Origin of the sequence: Actinoalloteichus sp. AHMU CJ021 (genome assembly GCF_002895405.1) — a bacterium.
Classification (GTDB): Bacteria; Actinomycetota; Actinomycetes; order Mycobacteriales; family Pseudonocardiaceae; genus Actinoalloteichus_B; species Actinoalloteichus_B caeruleus.
This window is the reverse complement of record NZ_CP025990.1, coordinates 2,181,537-2,203,082: the sequence shown is the minus strand read 5'-3', so window position 1 is coordinate 2,203,082 and position 21,546 is coordinate 2,181,537. Positions and strand designations below refer to the sequence as shown.

Below are 21,546 nucleotides of genomic sequence, written 5' to 3'. Positions count from 1 at the left end.
AATCCTAGAACGGACGGAGAATCGTGAACGTCTTCGAGAGTCTGGAATCCGAGGTTCGCAGCTATAGCCGTACCTGGCCGACGGTATTCGACCGTGCGCTCGGTAGCGAACTCTTCGACGAGAACGGCAAGCCGTATCTGGACTTCTTCGCCGGTGCCGGCGCCCTGAACTACGGGCACAACAATCCCGTGTTCAAGGAGGCACTGATCGACTACATCCGGCGGGACGGGGTGACGCACGGTCTCGACATGCAGACCGTCGCCAAACGGGACTTCCTCGAAACCTTCAAACGGGTCGTCCTCGAGCCGAGGAACCTCGACTACAAGGTGCAGTTCCCCGGCCCGACCGGTGCCAACTCGGTGGAGTCCGCGCTGAAGCTCGCGCGCAAGGTGACCGGGCGTGAGTCCATCATCAACTTCACCAACGCCTTCCACGGGATGACGCTCGGCGCGCTCTCGGTCACGGGGAACTCCATGAAGCGGGGCGGCGCGGGGATCCCGCTGGTGCACGCCACCCCCATGCCCTACGACCACTACCTGGACGGCCAGACACCGGACTTCATCTGGTTCGAGCGGTTGCTGGAGGACAGCGGGAGCGGGCTCAACGAGCCGGCGGCGGTCATCGTGGAGACGGTGCAGGGCGAGGGCGGCATCAACGTCGCCAGGGCGGAGTGGCTGCGAGCCCTCGCCGACCTGTGCAAGCGGCACGGGATCCTGCTCATCGTCGACGACGTGCAGATGGGCTGCGGCCGTACCGGCCCCTTCTTCAGCTTCGAAATCGCCGGTATCCAGCCGGACATCGTCTGCCTCTCGAAGTCGATCGGCGGCTACGGCCTCCCGATGGCGCTGACCCTGCTCCGCCCCGAGCTGGACGTCTGGGAGCCGGGTGAGCACAACGGGACCTTCCGGGGCAACAACCCGGCCTTCGTGACCTCCGCCAAGGCGCTCCAGGAGTACTGGACCAGCGACAAACTGGAGAAGAGCACCCTGGCCAAGGGTGAGCAGATCGGGCGTTGCCTCGAGGAGCTGGCCCAGGAGCTGAAGCCGGCGGGCCTGGAATCGCGTGGGCGGGGACTGGCACGCGGGCTGGCGTTCGACGAGCCGGCACTGGCGGGTCGGGCCAGCGCGGCGGCCTTCGAACGGGGGCTGCTGATGGAGACCTCGGGGCCCAACGGCGAGGTGCTCAAGCTGATGCCCCCGCTCACCGTGACGGACGAGGAACTGGAACGCGGCCTCGGGATCGTCGTGGACTCGGTGCGGGCCGTCAGCGCCAGCTGACCGGACAGGCGACGACGTTCGCTGGCCCGCCGTACCACCCCGCCGGACGTCCCCGAAGAGACAGTCGAAGGAGTCAAACGTGATCGTACGGTCATTGAGCGAGATCGAGGACACCGAGCGCGACATCAAGACGCCGAACTGGCGCAGCAAGCGCATCGTGCTGGCCAAGGAGGGTGTCGGGTTCTCGGTGCACGAGACCACGCTCTACGCCGGCACGGTGAACGACTTCTGGTACGCGAACCACATCGAAGCGGTGTTTGTGGTCGAGGGTGAAGGGGAAATCACCAACAAGGAGACCGGCGAGACCTTCCCGCTGGCTCCGGGCAGCCTGTACCTGCTCGACGGGCACGAGCACCACCAGGTGCGGCCGAGGACGGACATCCGGACGGTATGCGTCTTCAACCCGCCGGTCACCGGGCGTGAGGTGCACGACGAGAACGGCGTGTACCCGCTGATCGTGGAGAAGGCGGAGCAGGACGAGCAGGCACCAGCGAAAGCGGCCAACGTCGAGTGAACCGGGACGGGGTTCTCCGGTAGTGACGAGAGGGGTTGACGCCACCACCACCTGACCCGTATGCCGGGACGTGGGGATTTCGACCGCGAGGTCGGCGCGGGGCGGGTGCCGCCCTGGCGCCGACCGGCGGTACGCCAGTCCCGGGACCCGAACAGCGACGAGCCCGGACCACCACCACATCGCGGATCGACCCGTGTTTCCCTCGGGTCGCCGATCGGGAATTCGCCTAGGAGGCAATCACATGACTGTGGCCGACGTGAAGACCGATGACCTCTACCCGACCCGGGTCGGGACGGAGCCGGCGCTGATCAAGCGAGAGGACCCGGTGGCCTGGCCGGGGGTGGACTCCGGGCCGATCGACGCCGACACCTTGCGGTCCTACGACGACAAGGGCTTCCTGACGGTCGAGGGGCTCCTGACGCCGGCCGAGGTGCAGAAGTTCTGGCAGGAGCTCACGCGGCTCTCGTCCGACCCCGAGGTGAAGGCGGACGAGCGCACGGTGGTGGAGAAGTCCTCCAACGAGGTCCGCTCGATCTTCGAGGTGCACAAGATCAGCGAGGAGATCGGTCGGCTCGCCACGGACCCGAGAGTGCTCGACCGCGCGCGGCAGATCCTCGGCTCGGACGTCTACGTGCACCAGAGCCGCGTGAACTACATGCCGGGTTTCAAGGGACGAGGCTTCTACTGGCACTCGGACTTCGAGACGTGGCACGCCGAGGACGGGATGCCGAGGATGCGAGCGGTGAGCATCTCCATCGCGTTGACCGACAACTACCCGTTCAACGGTGGTCTGATGCTGATGCCCGGCGCCCACCGGACGTTCGTCTCCTGCGTCGGGGCCACCCCGGACGACCACTACAAGGAGTCCCTCAAGGAGCAGGAGATCGGCGTCCCCGACCAGGACAGCATCAGCAAGCTCGCGGCGGAGCACGGGATCGAGCAGTTCACCGGCCCGGCCGGCTCCGCGCTGATGTTCGACTCCAACTCGATGCACGGCTCGGGCAGCAACATCACGCCGTTCCCCCGCTCGAACATCTTCATCGTGTTCAACAGCGTGGACAACACCCCGGTGGAGCCGTTCGCCGCTCCGCAGCCGCGTCCGCCCTTCGTGGCGAACCGGTCCGACTTCACCCCGTTGTCCCGGTGACGTCGGCACCACGTTGACCCGGGGCCGTGGGCTCCCGCGCGTTCCTGGCGTCCGGCCGGGATGGCGGGGGCCCACGGCCCTCGGTCGTCAGGTCGGTCAGACCCGGCGTGGTGGGTGGCGTGCCCACCGCCCCGGGGCCGCTCGTCGGACCGCCCGGTGTGGTGTGGCGGCCCGTGGCCTCCGTGTCAGGCGACCAGGTAGCGCTGCTCCTCGAAGGTGTCACCGGCGCAGGTGGCCCCGAGGTCGTGGCCCACGCGTTCGATGACGTCCGCGAGTTCCAGCCGCGCCAACCAGGGGCGGGGCAGCACGGCGGTGCCGTGCAGGGCCCCGAGGATGTTGCCGGTCAGACTCGCTGTCGAGTCGCTGTCGCCGGAGTGGTTGACCGCCAGCCGCAACGCGTCCGGGAACTGCGCCGCCCTGCGGTGGGTGAGCGCCGAGTACACGGCGATGGCCAGCGCCTGCGATCCCACCCAGCCGGGACCGAGACCCATCACCGACTCCGCGCCGGGGCCGCCCTCGGTGGGTGCCCGGCCGAACGCCCGCGCCTCCAGGGACGCGCGGGCGGCCCCGAGATCCCGTTCGGCGAGGCGGACGGCCGAGGCCAGGCTCTCCGCGGTGTCGGGGTGGTCCCGCAGCACTCGTCCCGTCACCTGGTCCACAGCGTCGGGCAGCGACCGCCGGCGTACCGCCACCAGGTGCACGAGGAGCGCGAGCGCACCGGCGGGGGCCCAGGCCGCCGGGTGGCCGTGGGTGAGGGCGGCGAACTCGCACCCCATCTCGTAGGCGAGTTCTCCCGTTGGCGCGAACCCGGCCGGAGCGGCGCGCACCACGCCGCTGCACCCGTTCGCCCGCTGGTACTGCTCGCCCTGGGTGGGGGGTTCGGCGCTGGAGAGGGCGCGGAGGCAGGCCAGTCCGGGAGCGCGCCTGGCGTAGAGCCGGGGATCGGCGAGCAGCCCCACCGCGTCGCGTTCCGGGCGCTTGCGCTGTTGGGTTCGAAGCCAACGCCGATAGCCGCTCCACACCTCACGGGCCGGGTCCCAGATCTGGAGGTGCTTCCCCCGCACCCACGCGCTCAGGTAGCCCTCGGCGGTGAAGAGGGTGAGTTGGGTGTCGTCACTGATCAGGGCTGGCTTGGGCGGTTCGGTGACGCCGTCCTGCCCGTGACGCCGGCGGATCTCCGCGAGCTGGTGGAACTCGACCGGGGCGCCGAGCGCGTCGCCCAGCGCTCCGCCCAACAGGCAGCCCGCAGCCCGGTCGACCACGGTGGTCGCTGTAGCCACGTGCCCTCCACGCCAGGATGTCAACGAGTCGACAGTAGCCGGTTTGGATCACCCATAAGGGTGGTAGCGGCCCCCACCTGGGGACACGCCGTGCGTCAGGGAGGCGTGAGAGGTCGACATCGGACCGCCTTGGGCGATGAACGCCCTTCTTCCGGGTGAGGTTCACCTTGGGAGGTGGGCACCAGCGGTCGGAGACCGCGCGTCGTCCACGCGGCACCGGCCGGCGTCGAACCGGGACCACCGGCCGACCCCTCGGAGCGCACCCCTGCCATCGCCCCAGCGCCGGTCAGTACGGTGAAGCGATCACGGGGAGTTCGGCGAACGCCTACGTTGTCGAATCGAGGCGGGGGAGCGGGTCCGTCCGCCCGAAGGCGGCGATGGAGGCGACGAGGCGGTGCTGAACGGCGACGACACCCCCGGCGGGCAACCAGGAGCGCGTTTCCTCCTGCTCGGTCCGGTCGAGGTCACCGTGGACGGGCGGCCGGTGCCGCTCGGGAGCCGGGCGGTGCGGAGTGTCCTCGCGCTGCTGTTGCTGAACCGGGGCACCGTGGTCCCCACCGAGCGCATCGCGGAGATGCTGTGGGGACACTCCCCACCCGCGAGCGCGCGCACCATCCTGCACGGCTACGTCTCGCGGCTGCGCAGGCAACTGGCGGCCCTCCCCGGGGATTCCCCGGCCGACATCCGCACCAAGCCCCCCGGCTACCGGCTCGAGGTGGACGGCGCCCTGATCGACCTGGTGCGCGCTCGTGACCTGGCGGCGTCGGCCGGTGCCGACGCCGACGACGCCCCGGGGCCGGACCGGCGGGCCAGGCTGCTCCGCCAGGCGCTCAAGCTGTGGCGGGGACCGAGCCTGGGCGACCTCTCCGACGAGGGCGTGCTCGGCTCGATGGCCCACTCCATCGAGGAGTTCCGCCTCGACCTCGTCGAGCAGCGGGTCGCAGCCGACCTGGAACTCGGCCGGGAGGGACTGGTCACCGCGGAACTCGTCCGCCTGTTGGACGAGCATCCGCTCCGGGAACGGATGGCCGCGCACCTCCTGGTCGCCCTGTACCGGCTCGGTCGCCGGGCGGACGCGGTGGCCCGCTACCAGGACATCCGACGGCGGTTGCGCGAGGAGTTCGGCGTCGACCCCTCGCCCCACCTCCAGCGGACCTACGAACGGGTACTGCGGGACGACCCGCTGCTGCTCGGGTCGGGGAACCGGCCGGCGATCGCCGCTGGCCGCGACGCGGCCGCCCCCCGCCAGCTGCCCCCGGAGGTCGGTGGCTTCACGGGACGGGCACGGGAGCTGGCGAGGCTGCGCGAACTGTGGGAACGCCGACGTCCGACCGAGGCGGAGCGCGCGGGCTCCGGCCCCCGGATCGTGGTGCTCGCGGGGCCGCCGGGAGCGGGGAAGAGCGCCCTGGCGGTGACCTGGGCGCACCGCGTGCGCCACCACTACCCCGACGGGCAGCTCTTCGTGCACCTCGGTGGGGCCGACGGGCGGAACGGCCCGGTGCCACCCGACTCCGCCCTCCGGCAGCTGTTGGTGGGACTGGGCGTCCGCGACCGGGACGTGCCCGCCGGGGTGGCGGAGCGCGCCGCGGCATTCCGGTCCTCGGCCGCCGACCGCCGGCTGCTGCTGGTGTTCGACGACGCCGCGAGCACCGAACAGGTCCTCCCCCTCCTGCCGGCGGGCCGGGACTGCCTCGTGCTGGTCACGAGCAGGCGACGCCTGGAGGGGTTGGTGGTGCGCAGCGGAGCCGCGCTCCTGCCGCTCGGCATGCTGGCCGAGGACGACGCGGTCGAACTGCTGGCGGGTGCCCTTCGGGACGTCGGCGGCGAGATCGACGGGACGAACACCGACACCGTGGTCGAGCTGGTGCGGCTCTGCGGTGGGCTGCCGCTGGCGCTCCGGATCGTGGCCGCGCGGATCATCGCGGGCGGCGGGTCGGGGCTCGCCACCCTGCTCTCCGAGCTCGGTGACGAGCGGGACCGGCTCGTCCGACTGGCGGTGGAGGACGACGAGATCAGTGTCCGGGGGGCCTTCGACGTGTCCTACCGGGACCTGCCACCCGACCACGCTGACGTCTTCCGCCTGGTGGGGGCCCATCCCGGGTCGGAGATGACCGACCACGTCCTCGCGGCGATGGCGGGGCGCCCCGTACGGGAGGTCAGCGTGGTGGTCGACGAACTGGCCTCCCGGCACCTGGTCGACCGGGTCACCCCCGACCGGGTCGGCGCCCACGACCTGCTGCGGCTCTACGCCCGCCAGCTCGACGTGCCCGACACCGGTCCCGGCTCCTCGCCTCGGCACCGCATGGTCGCCTACTACCTGGCCGCCAGTGAGCGGGCGCGGGAGGCACTCCAGCTGTCCAGCCAGCCGGTCAGGCTCGAACCGCTGGCACCGGAGGTCGAACTGCCGGAGCTGGGCGACGCCGTCAGCTGGTACGACCGGGAGTGGGCCAACCTGGGGCAAGCCGTGGCGACGGCGGAAGCCCTCGGTGAGCACCGCCGCGTCTGGCGGCTCATCTGGTCCCTCATGCCCTACGTCCGTTTCCGGCACCTGCTCGACGAGGCGGGCGGGCTCTTCGAACGGGGACTCGCGGCGGCCAGGCAGGACGGCGACAGGCTGGGGGAGTGCCTGATGCTGCGGGGACAGGTGAGCGTGGCGCTCTACGGTTCCACCGGACTGCCGGCCGCGCTGGACCGCGCGGTGGCGGCGTCCGAGATCGCCGAGGAGCTGGCCGGGCCGGAGCTGGTGGCGGCGACCGTCGCCGACCTCTTCACGGTCCGGGTCCAGCTCGGGCTGTTCGAGGAGGCGAGATCGGTCGGCGAGCGGACGCTCACCCTCTACCGCGAGTTGGGGGACGTGGCCGGGCAGGCGATGGCGTTGAACAACCTCGCCCTCCTCGACCAGAACGAGGGGCGTCTCGACTCCGCCTTCGCCCGGTGCCTGGCCGTTCGGGAGCTGTACCGGATCACCGGGCGGCCCTTCCACGAGGCGGTCGCGTTGAACAACCTCGCCGAGCTGGCTGGTGAACTCCGGCGGTGGGACGCCGCGCGCGACTACGCCGAGGCGGCGCTGCGCGTCGCCGGTGGGTGCGGGGCGACGGTGCAGGAAGGCAAGGCCCTCATCAGCCTGGGCGACGTCCACCGGGCCTCCGGCGACGAGGAGCTGGCCCTGGCGACCTGGCGGCGGGCGGAGGAGCTGCTGCGGCCCACCAGTTCGCCGATCCTCCGCGAGGCCGAGCAGCGGATCGCCGAGGCCAGCTGACGGCGCGAGTCGACGACGTGCCGGCGCGTCCCCGAGGGGAGGGCGGGACCCGGACGTGACGGACCAGGCGTGGTCCCGCCGGACCGGATCGGGCAGGCTGGAGGCGTGACCGAGCAGCCGAGGGAGGACGTGGCCGAGGTCAGGGCCGCGCCCGCGCAGCAGGAGTCGCTGGCCGCCGTGCTCGGTGGTCGCCGAGGGGCACTGGACGCCACCGCGCCCGCGGTCGCGTTCGCCGGGGGGTGGTTCCTCGGGGACTCGTCGGTGGGTGCCGGCGCGGCCGCCGCCCTCGTCGTCGGACTCGCCGTGGCGCTGTGGCGGTTACGGCGCGGCGACCGTCCCCGCGCCGTCGTGCTGGGGCTGCTCGGTGTCGGGCTCGCCACGGTGATCGCCCTGTACACCGGCCGCCCGGAGGACTTCTTCCTCGCGCAGCTGATGTCGAACGTGGGCAGCGTGGTCGTGTGGGCGGCCAGCATCCTGATCCGCTGGCCGTTGCTGGGCGTGGTGGTCGGGGGCGTGCTCGGGCAGCGGACCCGGTGGCGCCGGGACCCGGCGCTGTTGCGCGCCTACAGCCTCGCGAGCTGGATCTGGGTCTGCCAGTACCTCGTGCGGGTCGCCGTGTTCCTCCCCCTCTGGTTGGCCGGGCTGGTCGGCCCCCTGCTCACCGCGCGGGTGGTGCTCAGCTGGCCGTTGGTGGCGCTCTGCCTCGCCGTGAGCTGGTGGGTGCTGCGGCGCGCGCTTCCCACCGAACACCCGGGGATCCGGCACCCCCGGGAAGCGGGAGGAGGTACCGGCGCCCCGCCACCCCGGGACGGCGGCCGAGCCGGGAACGGGTCGTTGGCCGACCAGCAGCCATCCACTCCGGATTCCCCCGACGTCGGCCGCGAGGCGACCTCACCGGCGGTGGCCGGCCCCGGTGGCCAGGAGGAGAGCGCCACCGAGCGCTGAGCGGTGGCGCCGGGACGTCGCCTGGTCAGGGGGAGAGCACCGGGTCCTGGTCGTGGCCGAGCAGCCGGCGGTGGGTGATCCGCGCCTGACGGCGTCCGGCCAGCCGGTTCAGCGCGAGCCAGGCCGCGCCGGCCGCGGCGTCGCCCGCCGCCAGGGGAGTGCCGCCCCAGCGGCGCGCCAGTTCCGCCCGGACGACCGCCCCGACCGAGGTCCCCTCGCCGAGGACGCTGCCGCCCATGACGAGGGGCGTCGTGTCCGAGGGGGGCCGGATGAGCGCCAGACCGGTGGCCAGCGCGAGGGCTCCCGCCCGCGCGATCTCCGCCGCCGGCGCGTGCCCCTCCCCGACCGAGGTGTCGACGAGCGGCGCCAGGGCGGCCAGGTCGATCGGTGGCCGACCGTTGACCGCCGTCAGCAGCCGCTGCTTCAGCATGATGCGATCGCGCCTGTCCGGGGGGAGACCGCCCGGCACCTCCACCACCAGCGCCGCGAGGACGGCGTGGGACAGCGCCCCGCCGGGGCTGTCCGCGTCCAGTTCGCGCAGGGTGAGCCGCACGGCCTCCCGCCCGAGCCAGAACGCCGACCCCTCGTCGCCGAGCAACCAGCCGTGGCCACCCGCCGTCCGCACGAGACGACCCTGGTCGACCGCTCCCAGCACCGATCCGGTGCCGGCGATCACGACACTGCCCGTCGGCTCCGCCGTGGCCGAGGCGAAGGCGACCTCGCAGTCGTCGATGACGTCGACGGGGCAGCGGAGTCCCAGCGACCGCCAGGACTCGTCGAACAGCTCCCGAACCCTGGGGTCGGTCATCTTGCTCGCCCCCGCCAGGCCCAGGACCACGTACCGGACCAGACCCGGGTCGAGCGAACCGAGGGCCGAGCGCATCGCGGCACCGACCTCCCGGACGGCGATCTCCGGGGGGTGCGCGTTCGGGTTGCCGCCACCTCGGCGGCTCACCCGCACCCGCGTGCCGTCCAGGCCGGCGAGCAGGGCGCGGGTGGACGTACCCCCGACGTCGAGGCCGAGCACGAACTCCGCGGCAGTGTTCATCGGCACCTCCTGGCTGCGAGTATCCGGCACGGACCGCCCCGGGTCACCCGTTGGCGCGAGGGTGACCTCGGGTACGCGCCAGGTGGGTCACCGCGGGGTCGGCGCGGCTACTCCGTTCAGAGGTACCGTGAGGATGCCCGTCTCACCCAACCCCCTCGGTGAGGCGGGCTCCCCCGGCCGCCAACCGAGCCGGGGCCGGTGTGTCCCCGCCCTGGTCCCGAGGGTCGGCGTCCGGTCTACTTCGGATCGGTCGAGGTCTGCCCGTAGTTGTTGGTGACGATGACGATGACCCCGGGGGCGGCGTCCCGGATGCCGTCGAACCTCGGCTCCACGGGGATGCCGAACGCGGCGCCGATCTCGCCGGCCAGCTGCTCCTCCGGGGTGCCGGGCCGGTAGTAGATGGTGGTGGAGGGGATCACGCCGGACGAGTAGTTCCCCACCTCCGACACGTCCCATCCCGAGTCGCGGAAGTCGCCGGCGGCCCGGTTCGCGAGGCCCCGCACCGTGCTGTTGTTGTACACCCGCAGTTCCGGCAGCTCCCCGCCGTCGTCGCCGGAGGCGGTCGATCCCGGTCCGGCGTCCTCGGAGTCGGACCCCGATCCCCCCTCGGAGCCCTCGGTCCCCTCCGGCGCGCCGGGCTCGTCCCCCGGTGCGCCGCCCTCCGCCGTCCCCTCGGGCCCCTCGGTCTCGTCGGCGTCCTCCGAGGACTCCGGAGACGAGGACCCGGACTCCGGGGCCGGGCCGGTCGGGGACGGCGAGCCACTCGACGTTCCAGCCCCGGAGGTCAGCGTGCTCTCCGCAGCGGTCGGTTCACCGTCGTCCTGGGTCAGGCTGACGACTCCGACGACGAGGGCCAGGATCGCGACCGCGAACATGCCGATGGCGGCGATTCGTAGCGGACGTGCCGAACCAGCGGGATCGACATTGCTCACGGGACGGGCCTCCAGGGCGATCGTGGTCTGGACTCGCTGGGGATTCCTGGTCTACTGGGGATCGAAACCCAGCCCCCGCGCGGTGCCGGCGCGGCGCCGGCTCCCTCGCAGGCGGGACAACCGTCGGGCGAGCATGGGATCGGCACGACGCGCCGCCGGCAGGTTGATCAGGACGTCCAGTCGCTCGTAGTAGCCTTCCGGGGACATTCCGAACAACTCCTGGACCGCCTGCTCCTTGGTGCCCGCGTACTTCCACCACTGGCTCTCGAATGCGAGGATGGCGCGGTCGAGAGCGCTGACTCCAGAGTCCGGCTCCGGCGTGGGTGGCAGAGCCTCCCCTGCGGCGTCCATCTGGGCTCCTCGCCTGACGGTCCGAGATCCTGGCGTCCAGCGAATGACACTCGTGTCATTCCGTGTCATTACATCATGTCAGCCCGTCACGAGCAGCCGATATCGACACGCGGGCGGTCAGCGGCGGCACTCCTTCGGTGAATGGCCCTGCCCTGGGACAACGCTCTCCCAACGGGCGCGCCCCTGGTCCGAGGATCGTGCGCGCGCCGGCGGCGGCGGAGCGGGCCGACCGGTGTGTCCCCCGTTCGGACCGAACGCATAGGGTCACCAGCATGGCCGTTCACCCCATCCGGATCGCGGGCGACCCCGTGCTGCACCAGCCGACTCGTCCGGTGGAGACCTTCGACGACGAACTCGCCCGGCTCGTCGAGGACATGTTCGAGACGATGGCGGCGGCGGAGGGTGTCGGACTCGCCGCCAACCAGATCGGGATCGACCTCCGGATCTTCGTCTACCACTGCCATGACGACGAGGGCGACTGGCACCGCGGCGTGGTCGCCAACCCCGTGCTGGAGACCTCCGAGATCCCCGAGGGGATGCCGGATCCCGACGACGACTACGAGGGCTGCCTCTCCGTGCCCGGTGAGGCGTTCCCGACGGGACGGGCGCGCTGGGCGAAGGTGACCGGGCAGGACCAGCACGGCGAGCCCGTGGTGGTCGAGGGAACCGGGTTCTTCGCGCGCTGCCTCCAGCACGAGACCGACCACCTCGACGGCTACCTCTACGTGGACCGGCTCATCGGCCGGTACAAGCGGGAGGCCCGACGGGCGCTCAAGGCCAACCAGTGGGGACGGCCCGGGCTGTCGTGGGACCCCGCCACCGAGTCGGCGCGGGAGCAGAGCTGATCGGTCCCGTTCCGTTCCAGCGGGCTGGGGCCGGTCCCGGTCCCGATGGCGGGTGCCCCGCGCGGGCCGGGTGGCGGCGGGACACCGGGCAGCGCCTCGGCCCGCCGGCCGGGGCCGGGTCCCTCCGCGCGCCGATGCGCCCGGCAGCCGCCGCGCGTCCCGGCAGCCACCGTTCCTCCACGGCGGACGGACGGGCGGTCGCGCCGGGGGCGGGTGCGCCGCCGTGCCGCCCGCCGGCCCCGAGGGCGGGTCGGCCGTGACCGTGCGGCGCACCGGCTGGGCTCGTGGTCGGGCCCGGCCGCGCACGATCGCGGTCTTTACGGGTGCCGCGCCTGGCCGTTAGCCTCGGCCGAAGACAACCGAACACACGCGGGAGCTCGCGCCAGAGCGGGCTGAGAGGGCGACTCGTGCCGGAGCACGGGTGTCGCCGACCGCATGAACCTGTCCGGGTAATGCCGGCGTAGGGAGGTGCCGCGATGGCGGCCGAGTCCGTTCCGTTCGACCTCGGGGAGTCCGGGAACCCGAGGGTCACCACCGGTCCGATCAGCGGATCGCGCAAGGTGCACGTCAGCACGCCGTCCGGGCTGCGAGTCCCCCAACGCCGGGTCACCCTCACCAACGGCGAACACCTCGACCTCTACGACACCTCGGGCCCCTACACGGACTCCGAGGCGACCGTGGACGTCCGCCGCGGGCTCGAACCGCTCAGGACGACGTGGATCACCGACCGGGAGGCCACCGGCGGTGGCACCCAGCTGTCCCTCGCGCGCTCCGGTGTGGTCACCCCGGAGATGGAGTTCGCGGCGGTGCGGGAGGGAGTCCCGCCGGAGCTGGTGCGCGACGAGGTCGCGGCCGGCAGGGCCGTCATCCCGGCCAACCGTCGCCATCCCGAGTCGGAGCCGATGGTGATCGGCAGGCGGTTCCTGGTCAAGGTCAACGCGAACATCGGCAACTCGGCGGTCACCTCCTCCATCGAGGAGGAGGTGGAGAAGATGGTGTGGGCCACCAGATGGGGCGCGGACACCATCATGGACCTGTCGACCGGTCGCCGAATCCACGAGACGAGGGAGTGGATCCTGCGGAACTCCCCGGTCCCGGTCGGCACCGTGCCCATCTACCAGGCGTTGGAGAAGGTCGGCGGGGACCCAGCCCGGCTCTCCTGGCCCGTCTACCGCGACACCGTCCTCGAACAGGCCGAGCAGGGCGTGGACTACATGACGGTCCACGCCGGTGTCCTGCTCCGGTACGTCCCGTTGGCCGCCCACCGCGTCACCGGCATCGTCTCCAGGGGCGGTTCGATCATGGCGGCCTGGTGCCTCGCGCACCACGAGGAGAGCTTCCTCTACACGCACTTCGAGGAACTCTGCGAGATCTTCCGCGAGTACGACATCACCTTCTCCCTGGGGGACGGCCTGCGTCCCGGCTCGATCGCCGACGCCAACGACGAGGCGCAGTTCGCGGAACTCCGCACCCTCGGGGAACTGACTCACGTCGCGCGCCGACACGACGTCCAGGTGATGGTCGAGGGCCCGGGGCACGTCCCGATGCACCTGATCGAGGAGAACGTGCGGTTGGAGGAGGAGCTCTGCGGAAAGGCGCCCTTCTACACCCTCGGCCCGCTCGCCACGGACATCGCCCCGGCCTACGACCACATCACCTCGGCCATCGGAGCCGCGATGATCGCGCGGGCGGGTACCGCGATGTTGTGCTACGTCACCCCCAAGGAACACCTCGGGCTCCCGGACCGGGACGACGTCAAGACCGGTGTGGTCGCCTACCGGATCGCGGCGCACGCCGCCGACCTCGCCAAGGGCCACCCCCGGGCCCGGGAGCGGGACGACGCCCTGTCCAGGGCACGCTTCGAGTTCCGCTGGGTGGACCAGTTCCACCTGGCCCTCGACCCGGACACGGCCCGGGCCTTCCACGACCAGACCCTGCCGGCGGAACCGGCGAAGACCGCCCACTTCTGCTCCATGTGCGGACCGAAGTTCTGCTCCATGCGCATCAGCCAGGACGTGCGGCGGTTCGCGGAGGAACGCGGCCTGACCACGGAGCGGGCGGTCGAGGAGGGCATGAGGGCCAAGGCGGCCGAGTTCACCGCCAGTGGCGGCTCGGTCTACCTGCCGGTGGTGGAGCGATGAGCCCCCGGTCGACCCCCGGCCCGGGGGTGACGCCCCGGACCGCCCTGACCATCGCGGGTTCGGACTCCGGCGGCGGCGCTGGTGTCCAGGCCGACCTCAAGACCTTCCTCGCCTGCGGGGTCCACGGCATGTCCGCGATCACCGCCGTGACCGTCCAGAACTCGCTCGGCGTCAGCGGGTTCCACGAGATCCCGGCGGAGACGGTGCGGGACCAGGTCCGGGTGGTCACCACCGACATCGGCGCGAACGCGGTGAAGACGGGGATGTTGGCGAGCGCGGGGATCATCGAGGCGGTGGCGGGGACGTGCGACGAGCTCGGGATCGGCCGGGCGGCCGAGATCCCGCTCGTGGTGGATCCGGTGGCCGCCTCGATGCACGGCGACTCCCTGCTGGCGGACAGCGCGCTGGGCGCGGTCAGGGAGGTGTTGCTGCCTCGGGCGACGCTGACCACCCCGAACCTCGACGAGGTGCGGCTGCTGACCGGTGTCGAGGTCACCAGGCGCGCGGACCTGCGCAAGGCGGCCGAGGCCGTGCTGGCCCTCGGACCGCGGTGGGTGCTGATCAAGGCGGGGCACCTGGCCGCCGACTCGGACTGCGTCGACCTCCTCGTGGGCGCGGGTGGTGAGGTCATCGAGCTGCCGGGCCCGCGTCATCCGACGGAACACACGCACGGCGGCGGCGACACGCTCGCCGCGGCCGTGACCGCCGCCCTGGCCCAGGGGCGGGACCTCGTCGACGCGGTGCGGGTCGGCAAGCGGTACATCATGCGGGCGGTGGCCGCCGCCTATCCGCTCGGCGGCGGCGTCGGGCCCGTCTCGGCGTTCTGGCGGGTCTCCGACGTCCCGTGGTGAGTCCGTCCCCCGTCACCGGAAGACCCGCCGGGACTCCCACCGGGTAGGCACCGCTGGGGGCGGCCGGGCCGCCCCGGTGCCGGGGCCCCCGGTCGTGGCGGGGCGGGTGCCCGAGGCCCTACCGCCAGCCAGGTGATCAACCAAAGGCTGATCGATGATCACTCCCGGTGATCGTTCTGGTGGTGTTCGGCGCGGGGCCCGCCTCGGTCAGCCGGTGGCCCGGCCCGACGTCACCGGTCACCCCGGCCGCTCCCCGTGGCGCCGACCCCGCCGCCCGGTGGGGCGCGAGGGCGCGCCGCGGGGCCGGGCGGTGAACGGAGGGGCCCCGCCCGGTCGGGCGGTGGCGCCGCCTACCACCACCCCCGCCCCACCCGCCTCGGCCGGTCTCCCCGGCCAGGGCTCGAGAGCCGCTCCGGGGGTCCGGGCGTTCGGCCGGCGGGTGCGCGGGGCCGCACAACCGCACACCGGTCGCGCCGTACCGTCCGCCGGTCGGGCGATCGGGTAGCCCGATCGCGGCGTGAAGTCCCGGCAACGCGGTCATGATCCTGTCGCGTGTCCTCCCCACGGGGAGGGACCGTCGCTGAGTGGGGCGAAAGCGCGGTGTGGTCGAGCGCCTCATCCCCGTCCCCGCCGCGAAGGGCCCTGGACGGGGTGGCTCGGCCCCGCCGCCGCCCCCGTCGGTCACCCCTTCCCCGCTGGGCCTCCGCGCGGCACCGGGACACCGGCGCCTCCCGTGGACGTCGCCGTAACGCTCCGCGTTCCGGGGGCAATAACAGAGCAGGTGCCCCGTGCGCCCGAGGGCCGCTCCCGGGGAGCGGCAGGGGATGGCGCGGTGGGGCCCGGCACGAGATCGGGGGGTTGCCGTGGCGGCAGGACGGTCGGCCAGACCTTTTCCTACTCTCGGGTGGTCCTTGCCCGCTGAGCGTGTGGTGCGGTCACTTCGTGTAGTTGATCAGGGAACATTCTCGTCGTGGTTGGTTGGGTGCTGACAGGCATACGGTCGCGACCGTCAACTCGCCTGAGCGTGGAGCTGCCGGTTCGGCAGCTCGTGATGACGGCCGTGGCGGTCGGACTCGCCACCGGCGTCGCGGTGCCGCTCGGCCTGGACCGGGTGGCCGTCCTCGGTGGGCTCGTGGCGGTGCTCACGCTCGTCGGAGCGAGCGTCGGGCCGCTGCGCGCCGACCTGAGAGCGATGGTGTGGTTGGGGCCGCTCCTCACCGCCGTCGTCGCGGTGGGGCCGTCCCTGGAGGGGCCACCGGCCATCGTCGTGGCCTCGCTGGTCGTCCTGGGGGCGGGCATGCTGCCCGCCCTGGGCAGCGGCTACCTGCGGGTCGGGCAGGTCATGGCCACCACCACCCTGCTCGCCCTGACCACCGGCCTGGGCGCGGGCCAGGACCCGGTGTTCCTGGCGGCGGGCGGGGCCTGCGGTGTGCTGCTGGCCGTCGTGGTCCGGATCGCCGCGGGCAAGGACGACCCGTCCGGACCCACCCGAGCCGCCGTGGCGGCGGCCCTCACCGACCAGACCCCCGGCGGGCTGCACGACGCCGCCCGGGTGTGGCGAGCCGACGGCACCAGGGCCTGGCTGGGTGAGGTGCTCGCGGGGGCCGCCGAGTACCGGGCCGGCCGGGCCATGCTGCTGGCCGGCGCGGCGAGGTCGACCGGGGTCGAGGCGCGGAGGCTCCGCACCATCGCCAGCGACGCCGAGCTGGTGGCTGGGGAGCTGGCGGCGGCCGTCACCGCCCCCGCCTGCACCGGGCTACCGGCGATGGCGAAGCTGGACCCGGCGGCGAAGGTGCTCGCGGAACGCGGGGCGGAGCTGCCCCCCGCTGTGGGGATGGTGCGGTCCGGCCTGGACAGGGTCCGCCGCGCCGTGGTCGACCGGAAGCCGGACCGGTTGGCGAGGCCGTCGTGGCGGGGCGTGCTGCTGCGCGCCCTCGGCGTGCTGACCGCGCACCTCTCCTTCCGGTCCTCCCTGTTCCGGCACTCGCTCCGCTGCGCGCTCGCGGTCGCCGGAGGCATGTTCATCACCCTGTGGCTGGACACGCCGTCCGCGGCCCCGATGCTGCTGGTGCTCTACCTCGTCCTCCAGCCGATCACCCGCGACACGATGGAGGGGGGCCTGCAGCGGACCGGGGCCTCGGTCGTCGGTGTCGCGCTCGCGGCCGGGCTGGTCGCGCTGCTGCCCTGGCCGTGGGTGCTCATCCCGGTGGCGCTCTTCGCCATGATCGCCGGCGTGTCGGTGCTGCGGACCAGCTTCCCGCTGCTCATGTCCGGTGTGGTGGCCGTCGTGCTGCTCGTCCAGGTCCCGGCCACCGAACGGCCCGTGGCGGCCGTCCTGGTCAGCTTCGGCGCGATCACCGCCGTCGGGGCCACCCTGGCACTGATCCTCGGCTACGCCAGCTACCTCGTGCTGCCCAGCAGTTCGTTGCCGAACGTCGGCCGGACCACGCGGATGGCGGCGCTGGCGGTCGGCGAACTCACGCGAGGCGCCTACGGGGCACGGGACACCTCGGAAGGTCGCAGGGCCTTGCGCGGTGCCTACGTGCGGTCCCTGCGACGCACCCAGGACCTGCTCGGGCTGCCAGCGCGGCTGGAGGAGGCCGGTCCGTCCGCGGAGGAGGCCGCCCGCCGAGCGGGGGCGGCGCTGGACGCCCTGCGGGCCGCCGTCGGCGGCGTCGCGTTCCGCCCGCAGGAGGTCCGGGAACGCCTCACGCCCGTGCTGCGGCTGGCCGACGAGGAACTGAGCGAGGTGGGCCGCCGCGCTCCCCGCGAGGAACGACCGGACCTCGCCGGGATCGAGCTGCTGGCCGGGCCGGTCGTCGAGGGCGCCTACCTGTCCCGGTTGGCGGTGGACGAGCTGGTCGAGCTGGGGAGGGAGCTCTCCGAGGACGCCGAGCAGGAGGCGACACCGGACGCCGCCTTCGAGCACGCGTTCCGGTACCGGTCCTGGTGAGGGCGGGCGCGGCGCCCGCGCTGGCGGGGCGGTCTCACCCCACGCCCTCCACGGCTGGGCTGGAAGCCCGCGCCCAGAACCGCCGGGGGATGCGACCGGCCAGACGTGCCTCCCGACCGGCCCGGACGGCGTCCCGCATCGCCCGTGCCATCCGCTCCGGTTCGTCGGCTCGGGTGACCGAGGTGGCGAGCAGCACCGCGGCGCAGCCCAGTTCCATGGCCAGCGCGGCGTCGGAGGCGGTTCCGATGCCGGCGTCCAACACGACGGGCACCGACGCGCGGTTCACGATGAGTTCGATGTTGTGCGGGTTGCGGATGCCCAGACCCGAACCGATCGGTGAGCCCAGCGGCATCACCGCCGCACAGCCCGCGTCCTCCAGCCGGCGCGCGAGTACCGGGTCGTCGTTGGTGTAGGCGAGGACGGTGAAACCGTCGGCCACCAGGCGTTCAGCCGCGTCCAGCGTCTCGAACGGGTCCGGGAGCAGTGTGTCCTCGTCGGCGACGACCTCCAGCTTGACCCAGTTCGTGTCGAGCGCCTCCCTGCCGAGCTGGGCCGTCAGCACCGCCTCCGCCGCGCTGCGGCACCCGGCCGTGTTGGGCAGCGCCCCGACCCCGCACCGGCGGAGCAGGTCGAGGACTCCGGGGCCTCCCGAGGTGTCGGCCCTGCGGAGCGACACGGTGGTCAGCTCGGTTCCCGAGGCCACCAGCGCGCGTTCCAACACCGACAGGTTCGCGGCCCCGCCCGTCCCCAGCACCAGCCGGGACGAGAAGCGGCGACCGGCGATCTCCAGCACGTCGTCCATCGACCTCACCCTCCCTGTACCGCTGTCAGCACCTCGAGCCGCGCGCCGGGCGTCAGCTCGGTCCGCGTCCACTCGGCGCGGGGGACCAGCTGGCCGTCGAGCGCGACCGCGGTCCCCCGCGCCGGTACGCCGGCGGCGGCCACCGCCCCCGCGACCGTGCACGACTCGGCGAGCTCGTGCGCGCGGCCGTTGATCAGCACCCGCATCACCGCACCTCCTCCACGTGGTCGGCCCCGCCCACCGTCGCGAAACGCGCCGGGTCGGTCGCCGACAGCAGTTCCTCGGCGTCGGTCGACGCCGAGGTGAACGCCGCCCTGGCCAGCCCGAGCAGCCGGCCGACCAGCTCGACCGTCACCGGCGTCAGCAGGAGGCCGTTGCGGTGGTGGCCACTGGCGACCAGCAGACCGGGTTCGAGCGCGCCCACCAGCGGGACGTTGTCCGGGCTGCCGGGTCGCAGGCCCGCGATGGTCTCGGTGACCTCGTACTCGTCGAGGGCGGGGACGAGCGCGCCCGCGTCGGTCAGCAGCTCGCGCACCGCCCGCGCCGTCACCGAGGTGTCGAAGCCGTTCTCCCGTTGGGAGGCGCCCACCACGAGGCGGCCGCCGTCCCGGGGCACCAGGTAGGCGGTGCGGCCGTGCACCGAACCTCGGATCACGCGCCGGGGAGGTGGCAGGCTGCCCGGGGTCGCGGCGAGTCGGATCACCTCGCCCTTCACCGGGCGGATCAACCGCTCCAGCCCGGGGTGCAGCTGGCTCGACCACGCGCCGGCGGCCAGCACGACCACGTCGCACTCCCGGGTCCCACGCTCCCCGTCCTCTCCACCGCCCACGTCGAGCCGGGGCGGCCCGCCGGTACCCACGCGCGTGGCGCGGCGCAGCAGCACCCGGCCACCGCGTGCCTCCTCCGCGAGCCAATCGGTGTCGAACACGGCACCGGCGGCCCGCGCGGCTGCGCGCACCGTCCACAGCAGACGTCGGTTGTCCACGGCGAGGTCGCCGGGCACGTGGAGCCCGTGGCGGACCGCCGGCCCCAGCGCCGGCTCCAGCGAGCGTGCCTCCCGCCCGGACAGCGCGGTCACCTCCCGGCCGCGCGCGGCGAGGTAGCGGGCCAGCCGTTCCAGGTCGGCCCGGTCCGCACCGTCCACTCCGACCAGGAGGCCGCCCTCGGCGGAGAGCAGCGGGCCACCCGGCGCGCGGTCCGCCGCGCCTCCCGCCGCCACCGAGACGGCCGAGGCGAACGCGGGCCAGGACTCCAGCGACGCGGAGCCGAGTCGCAGGGAGATCTCCTCCCCCGGCCAGGCCTCGGAGACGGGGGCCAGCATCCCACCGGCCACCCAGGAGGAACTGGTGCCGGCCGGTTCCGGACCCACCACGACCACCGACCAGCCGGCGGTGGCCGCGTGCCAGGCGACCGCGCTGCCGATCACCCCGGCGCCGACGACGACCAGCTGGTTCGTTCGATTCACCGATGACACACCACTCACCACGCTCCCTGCGCCGGCATGATCCGGATCAGGTTCCACGGTCGGGGCCGGCAGGCCCCCTCTCAGCCTGGTGCCCCAGACTCCCGTGCGGACTGCCCTCACCGTAACCCGGCGGCGGGGCCGGGAACCACCCGCCCGCCCGGGGAGGTCGGCCGGGTGGGGTCCCACGGACGTCGTCACCCGCGCGACGCGTCTCCTAGGCTCACGGGTATGCCAGGACTGACGGGAGAGCGGGTACGGGCTCGGCTCGCGGCCGCCCGGCTCTATCTGTGCGTCGACGCCCGCCGGGACAGGGGCGACCTCGCCGAGGTGGTGGCGGCCGCGTTGGCCGGCGGGGTGGACGTCGTGCAGCTGCGGGACAAGGGTGGCCGGTCCGGGCCGCTGGAGGCTCGGGAGGAACTGGCGGCGCTGCGGACGATCGGGGAGCTGTGCGCCGGGCACGGCGCGCTGCTCGCGGTCAACGACCGGGCGGACATCGCGTTGGCGGCCGGGGCCGACGTGCTGCACCTCGGGCAGGACGACCTGCCGGTGTCGTGGGCGCGTCGGGTGGTCGGGGAGGACGTCGTGATCGGCCGGTCGACCCACGACCGGGGCCAGGCGGACGCGGCCGCGGTGGAGCCCGGGGTCGACTACTTCTGCGTGGGTCCCTGCTGGACCACCCCGACGAAACCGGGCCGACCGGCCGCCGGGCTCGACCTGGTGCGCCACACGGCGCGGCGTTGGGGGACCGGCGGGCGGCCCTGGTTCGCCATCGGCGGGATCGGCCCGGAGCGGTTGTCCGAGGTCCTCGACGCCGGAGCGGAACGGATCGTCGTCGTCCGGGCCATCACCGAGGCGGCCGATCCCCGGGAGGCCGCCTCGGCCCTGCGGAAGCGGTTGCCCCCGGCCTGAGGGGGCGGGCTTGGTCAGGCGGTGCGCAGCGTGAGGCCCCAGGCGGCCAGCAGGGGGTTGACCGGCAGGACGTGGTCGCTTCCCCCGCCGCCGGGGCACGGTCCACTCGCGAGCAGGAGCATGCCCTGGGCCTGGTTGCCGCTGACGACCGGCGTCCCCTCGTCGCGGTCGCGGTCGGAGCACAGCGTCGTCCTCGTGAGGCCGGAGACGGTGCCCTCCGGGAACGCCACCGACTGGTCGTGGGCCAGCACGTTCCCGCACCGCCAGCCCGAGGTCGAGGTGGTGGCGCAGACGGCGCCACCCACCGGGACCAGGGTCGAACCGAGGACCGGTGTGCCGCCGCCGGCGCGACCGACGCTCGGGCTCAGGGTCCACGCGTCGGTGGTCTCCACCCAGGCACCACCGGGGACGGGGTACGTGCTGCCCCGGACGACGCCGACGAGTTCGCCTCCGGTGGTGCGCACCTCACCTCCCACCGGGCCGCACCGGCTCGTCGCGACGAAGCCCTCGGTCACGGTGAAGCCCACGACGCAGCGGCCGGTGTCGACCAGGAAGGCGTCCCCGCCGCGGATCTCACCGCCGGTGCCGGCGGAGGGGGACGGCGCCGCCGTCACGCCGCCGCTGGCGGCGAGCAGCGCCGCCACGACGGCCGCTCCGGTGACCAGTGCGCGGAAAGTTCCTCTCATGGCTGCTCCCTGGGGGTGGTCCTGCTCGGTGGCGTGGGGGAGTGCGTTCCCCCGGTCCGCGTTCGGGCGGTGCTGGGCAGCCACGCACCCGGGGTCGATCAGTGGCGCGCGCCGCGCCGGGGCGGCGGGTGTTCCGACGGG

The 21,546-nt window shown here is 73.3% G+C and carries 18 protein-coding genes and 1 riboswitch; of the genes, 10 read left to right on the top strand and 8 right to left on the bottom strand.

Annotation, left to right across the window (positions count from 1 at the left end; translation table 11 throughout):
• The first annotated feature begins 23 nt into the window (after window positions 1-23).
• The 3 genes from ectB (at window position 24) to thpD (ending at window position 2,938) form a co-directional block, all read left to right on the top strand.
• Complete coding sequence (ectB, locus tag C1701_RS09165; protein WP_026417564.1) at window positions 24-1,277, top strand: diaminobutyrate--2-oxoglutarate transaminase; 1,254 nt, start codon at window positions 24-26, stop codon at window positions 1,275-1,277.
• A 79-nt stretch (window positions 1,278-1,356) separates the two neighbouring features.
• A complete protein-coding gene (locus C1701_RS09160) occupies window positions 1,357-1,791 on the top strand; it encodes an ectoine synthase (RefSeq protein WP_026066275.1) in 435 nt (144 codons plus the stop codon).
• 241 nt (window positions 1,792-2,032) lie between these two features.
• A complete protein-coding gene (gene thpD / locus C1701_RS09155; RefSeq protein WP_026417563.1) occupies window positions 2,033-2,938 on the top strand; it encodes an ectoine hydroxylase in 906 nt (301 codons plus the stop codon).
• 185 nt (window positions 2,939-3,123) lie between these two features.
• Here thpD and C1701_RS09150 read toward each other — a convergent pair whose 3' ends face one another.
• Window positions 3,124-4,218 (bottom strand): ADP-ribosylglycohydrolase family protein, encoded by a 1,095-nt coding sequence (locus tag C1701_RS09150; RefSeq protein ID WP_026417562.1) that lies wholly within the window; start codon window positions 4,216-4,218, stop codon window positions 3,124-3,126.
• Window positions 4,219-4,612: 394 nt separating this feature from the next.
• Here C1701_RS09150 and C1701_RS09145 point away from each other — a divergent pair, with 394 nt between their 5' ends.
• Window positions 4,613-7,477, top strand: a complete 2,865-nt coding sequence (locus tag C1701_RS09145) for an AfsR/SARP family transcriptional regulator (RefSeq protein WP_103055807.1) — start codon at window positions 4,613-4,615, stop codon at window positions 7,475-7,477.
• Between the two features lie 105 nt (window positions 7,478-7,582).
• Entirely contained in the window at window positions 7,583-8,422 is an 840-nt protein-coding gene (locus C1701_RS09140; RefSeq protein ID WP_081893456.1) for a DUF3159 domain-containing protein, read from the top strand.
• Between the two features lie 25 nt (window positions 8,423-8,447).
• Here C1701_RS09140 and C1701_RS09135 read toward each other — a convergent pair whose 3' ends face one another.
• The 3 genes from C1701_RS09135 to C1701_RS09125 all read right to left on the bottom strand — a co-directional run bounded on the left by C1701_RS09135 (window position 8,448) and on the right by C1701_RS09125 (window position 10,753).
• The gene (locus tag C1701_RS09135) at window positions 8,448-9,470 is read right to left on the bottom strand and encodes an N-acetylglucosamine kinase (RefSeq protein ID WP_103055806.1); all 1,023 of its coding nucleotides are present in this window, start codon (window positions 9,468-9,470) and stop codon (window positions 8,448-8,450) included.
• 236 nt (window positions 9,471-9,706) lie between these two features.
• Window positions 9,707-10,402, bottom strand: a complete 696-nt coding sequence (locus C1701_RS09130; protein WP_026417561.1) for a LytR C-terminal domain-containing protein — start codon at window positions 10,400-10,402, stop codon at window positions 9,707-9,709.
• Between the two features lie 51 nt (window positions 10,403-10,453).
• On the bottom strand, window positions 10,454-10,753 hold the full coding sequence (locus C1701_RS09125; RefSeq protein ID WP_016698464.1) for a DUF3263 domain-containing protein: 300 nt from the start codon (window positions 10,751-10,753) through the stop codon (window positions 10,454-10,456).
• Window positions 10,754-11,025: 272 nt separating this feature from the next.
• Between C1701_RS09125 and C1701_RS09120 the strand changes: the two genes are divergently transcribed.
• The 4 genes from C1701_RS09120 to C1701_RS09105 all read left to right on the top strand — a co-directional run bounded on the left by C1701_RS09120 (window position 11,026) and on the right by C1701_RS09105 (window position 17,543).
• Window positions 11,026-11,598, top strand: coding sequence for a peptide deformylase (locus C1701_RS09120; protein ID WP_026417560.1), 573 nt, complete (start codon window positions 11,026-11,028; stop codon window positions 11,596-11,598).
• A gap of 476 nt (window positions 11,599-12,074) precedes the next feature.
• A complete protein-coding gene (gene thiC / locus C1701_RS09115) occupies window positions 12,075-13,739 on the top strand; it encodes a phosphomethylpyrimidine synthase ThiC (protein WP_103055805.1) in 1,665 nt (554 codons plus the stop codon).
• Window positions 13,736-14,590: a bifunctional hydroxymethylpyrimidine kinase/phosphomethylpyrimidine kinase gene (gene thiD / locus C1701_RS09110; protein WP_035291313.1), complete on the top strand. Its 855-nt coding sequence runs from the start codon at window positions 13,736-13,738 to the stop codon at window positions 14,588-14,590. The genes thiC and thiD overlap by 4 nt, the downstream gene beginning before the upstream one ends.
• 1,024 nt (window positions 14,591-15,614) lie before the next feature.
• A complete protein-coding gene (locus C1701_RS09105) occupies window positions 15,615-17,543 on the top strand; it encodes an FUSC family protein (protein ID WP_051313391.1) in 1,929 nt (642 codons plus the stop codon).
• Window positions 17,544-17,577: 34 nt separating this feature from the next.
• Here C1701_RS09105 and C1701_RS09100 read toward each other — a convergent pair whose 3' ends face one another.
• From C1701_RS09100 to C1701_RS09090, 3 genes are read right to left on the bottom strand one after another with little or no spacing between them, the layout of a single operon-like run.
• Entirely contained in the window at window positions 17,578-18,345 is a 768-nt protein-coding gene (locus tag C1701_RS09100; protein ID WP_103057008.1) for a thiazole synthase, read from the bottom strand.
• Between the two features lie 5 nt (window positions 18,346-18,350).
• On the bottom strand, window positions 18,351-18,551 hold the full coding sequence (gene thiS, locus C1701_RS09095) for a sulfur carrier protein ThiS (RefSeq protein ID WP_337662287.1): 201 nt from the start codon (window positions 18,549-18,551) through the stop codon (window positions 18,351-18,353).
• A complete protein-coding gene (locus C1701_RS09090; protein WP_103057007.1) occupies window positions 18,551-19,810 on the bottom strand; it encodes an FAD-dependent oxidoreductase in 1,260 nt (419 codons plus the stop codon). The genes thiS and C1701_RS09090 overlap by 1 nt, the downstream gene beginning before the upstream one ends.
• A 6-nt stretch (window positions 19,811-19,816) precedes the next feature.
• Window positions 19,817-19,925, bottom strand: a riboswitch (TPP riboswitch).
• Window positions 19,926-20,038: 113 nt separating this feature from the next.
• On the opposite strand from C1701_RS09090, the gene thiE reads away from it, so the two are divergent.
• Window positions 20,039-20,719 (top strand): thiamine phosphate synthase, encoded by a 681-nt coding sequence (thiE, locus tag C1701_RS09085; RefSeq protein ID WP_030105152.1) that lies wholly within the window; start codon window positions 20,039-20,041, stop codon window positions 20,717-20,719.
• 14 nt (window positions 20,720-20,733) lie between these two features.
• On the opposite strand, the gene C1701_RS09080 is transcribed toward thiE, so the two are convergent.
• Complete coding sequence (locus tag C1701_RS09080; protein WP_337662204.1) at window positions 20,734-21,405, bottom strand: S1 family peptidase; 672 nt, start codon at window positions 21,403-21,405, stop codon at window positions 20,734-20,736.
• Window positions 21,406-21,546 lie beyond the last annotated feature (141 nt).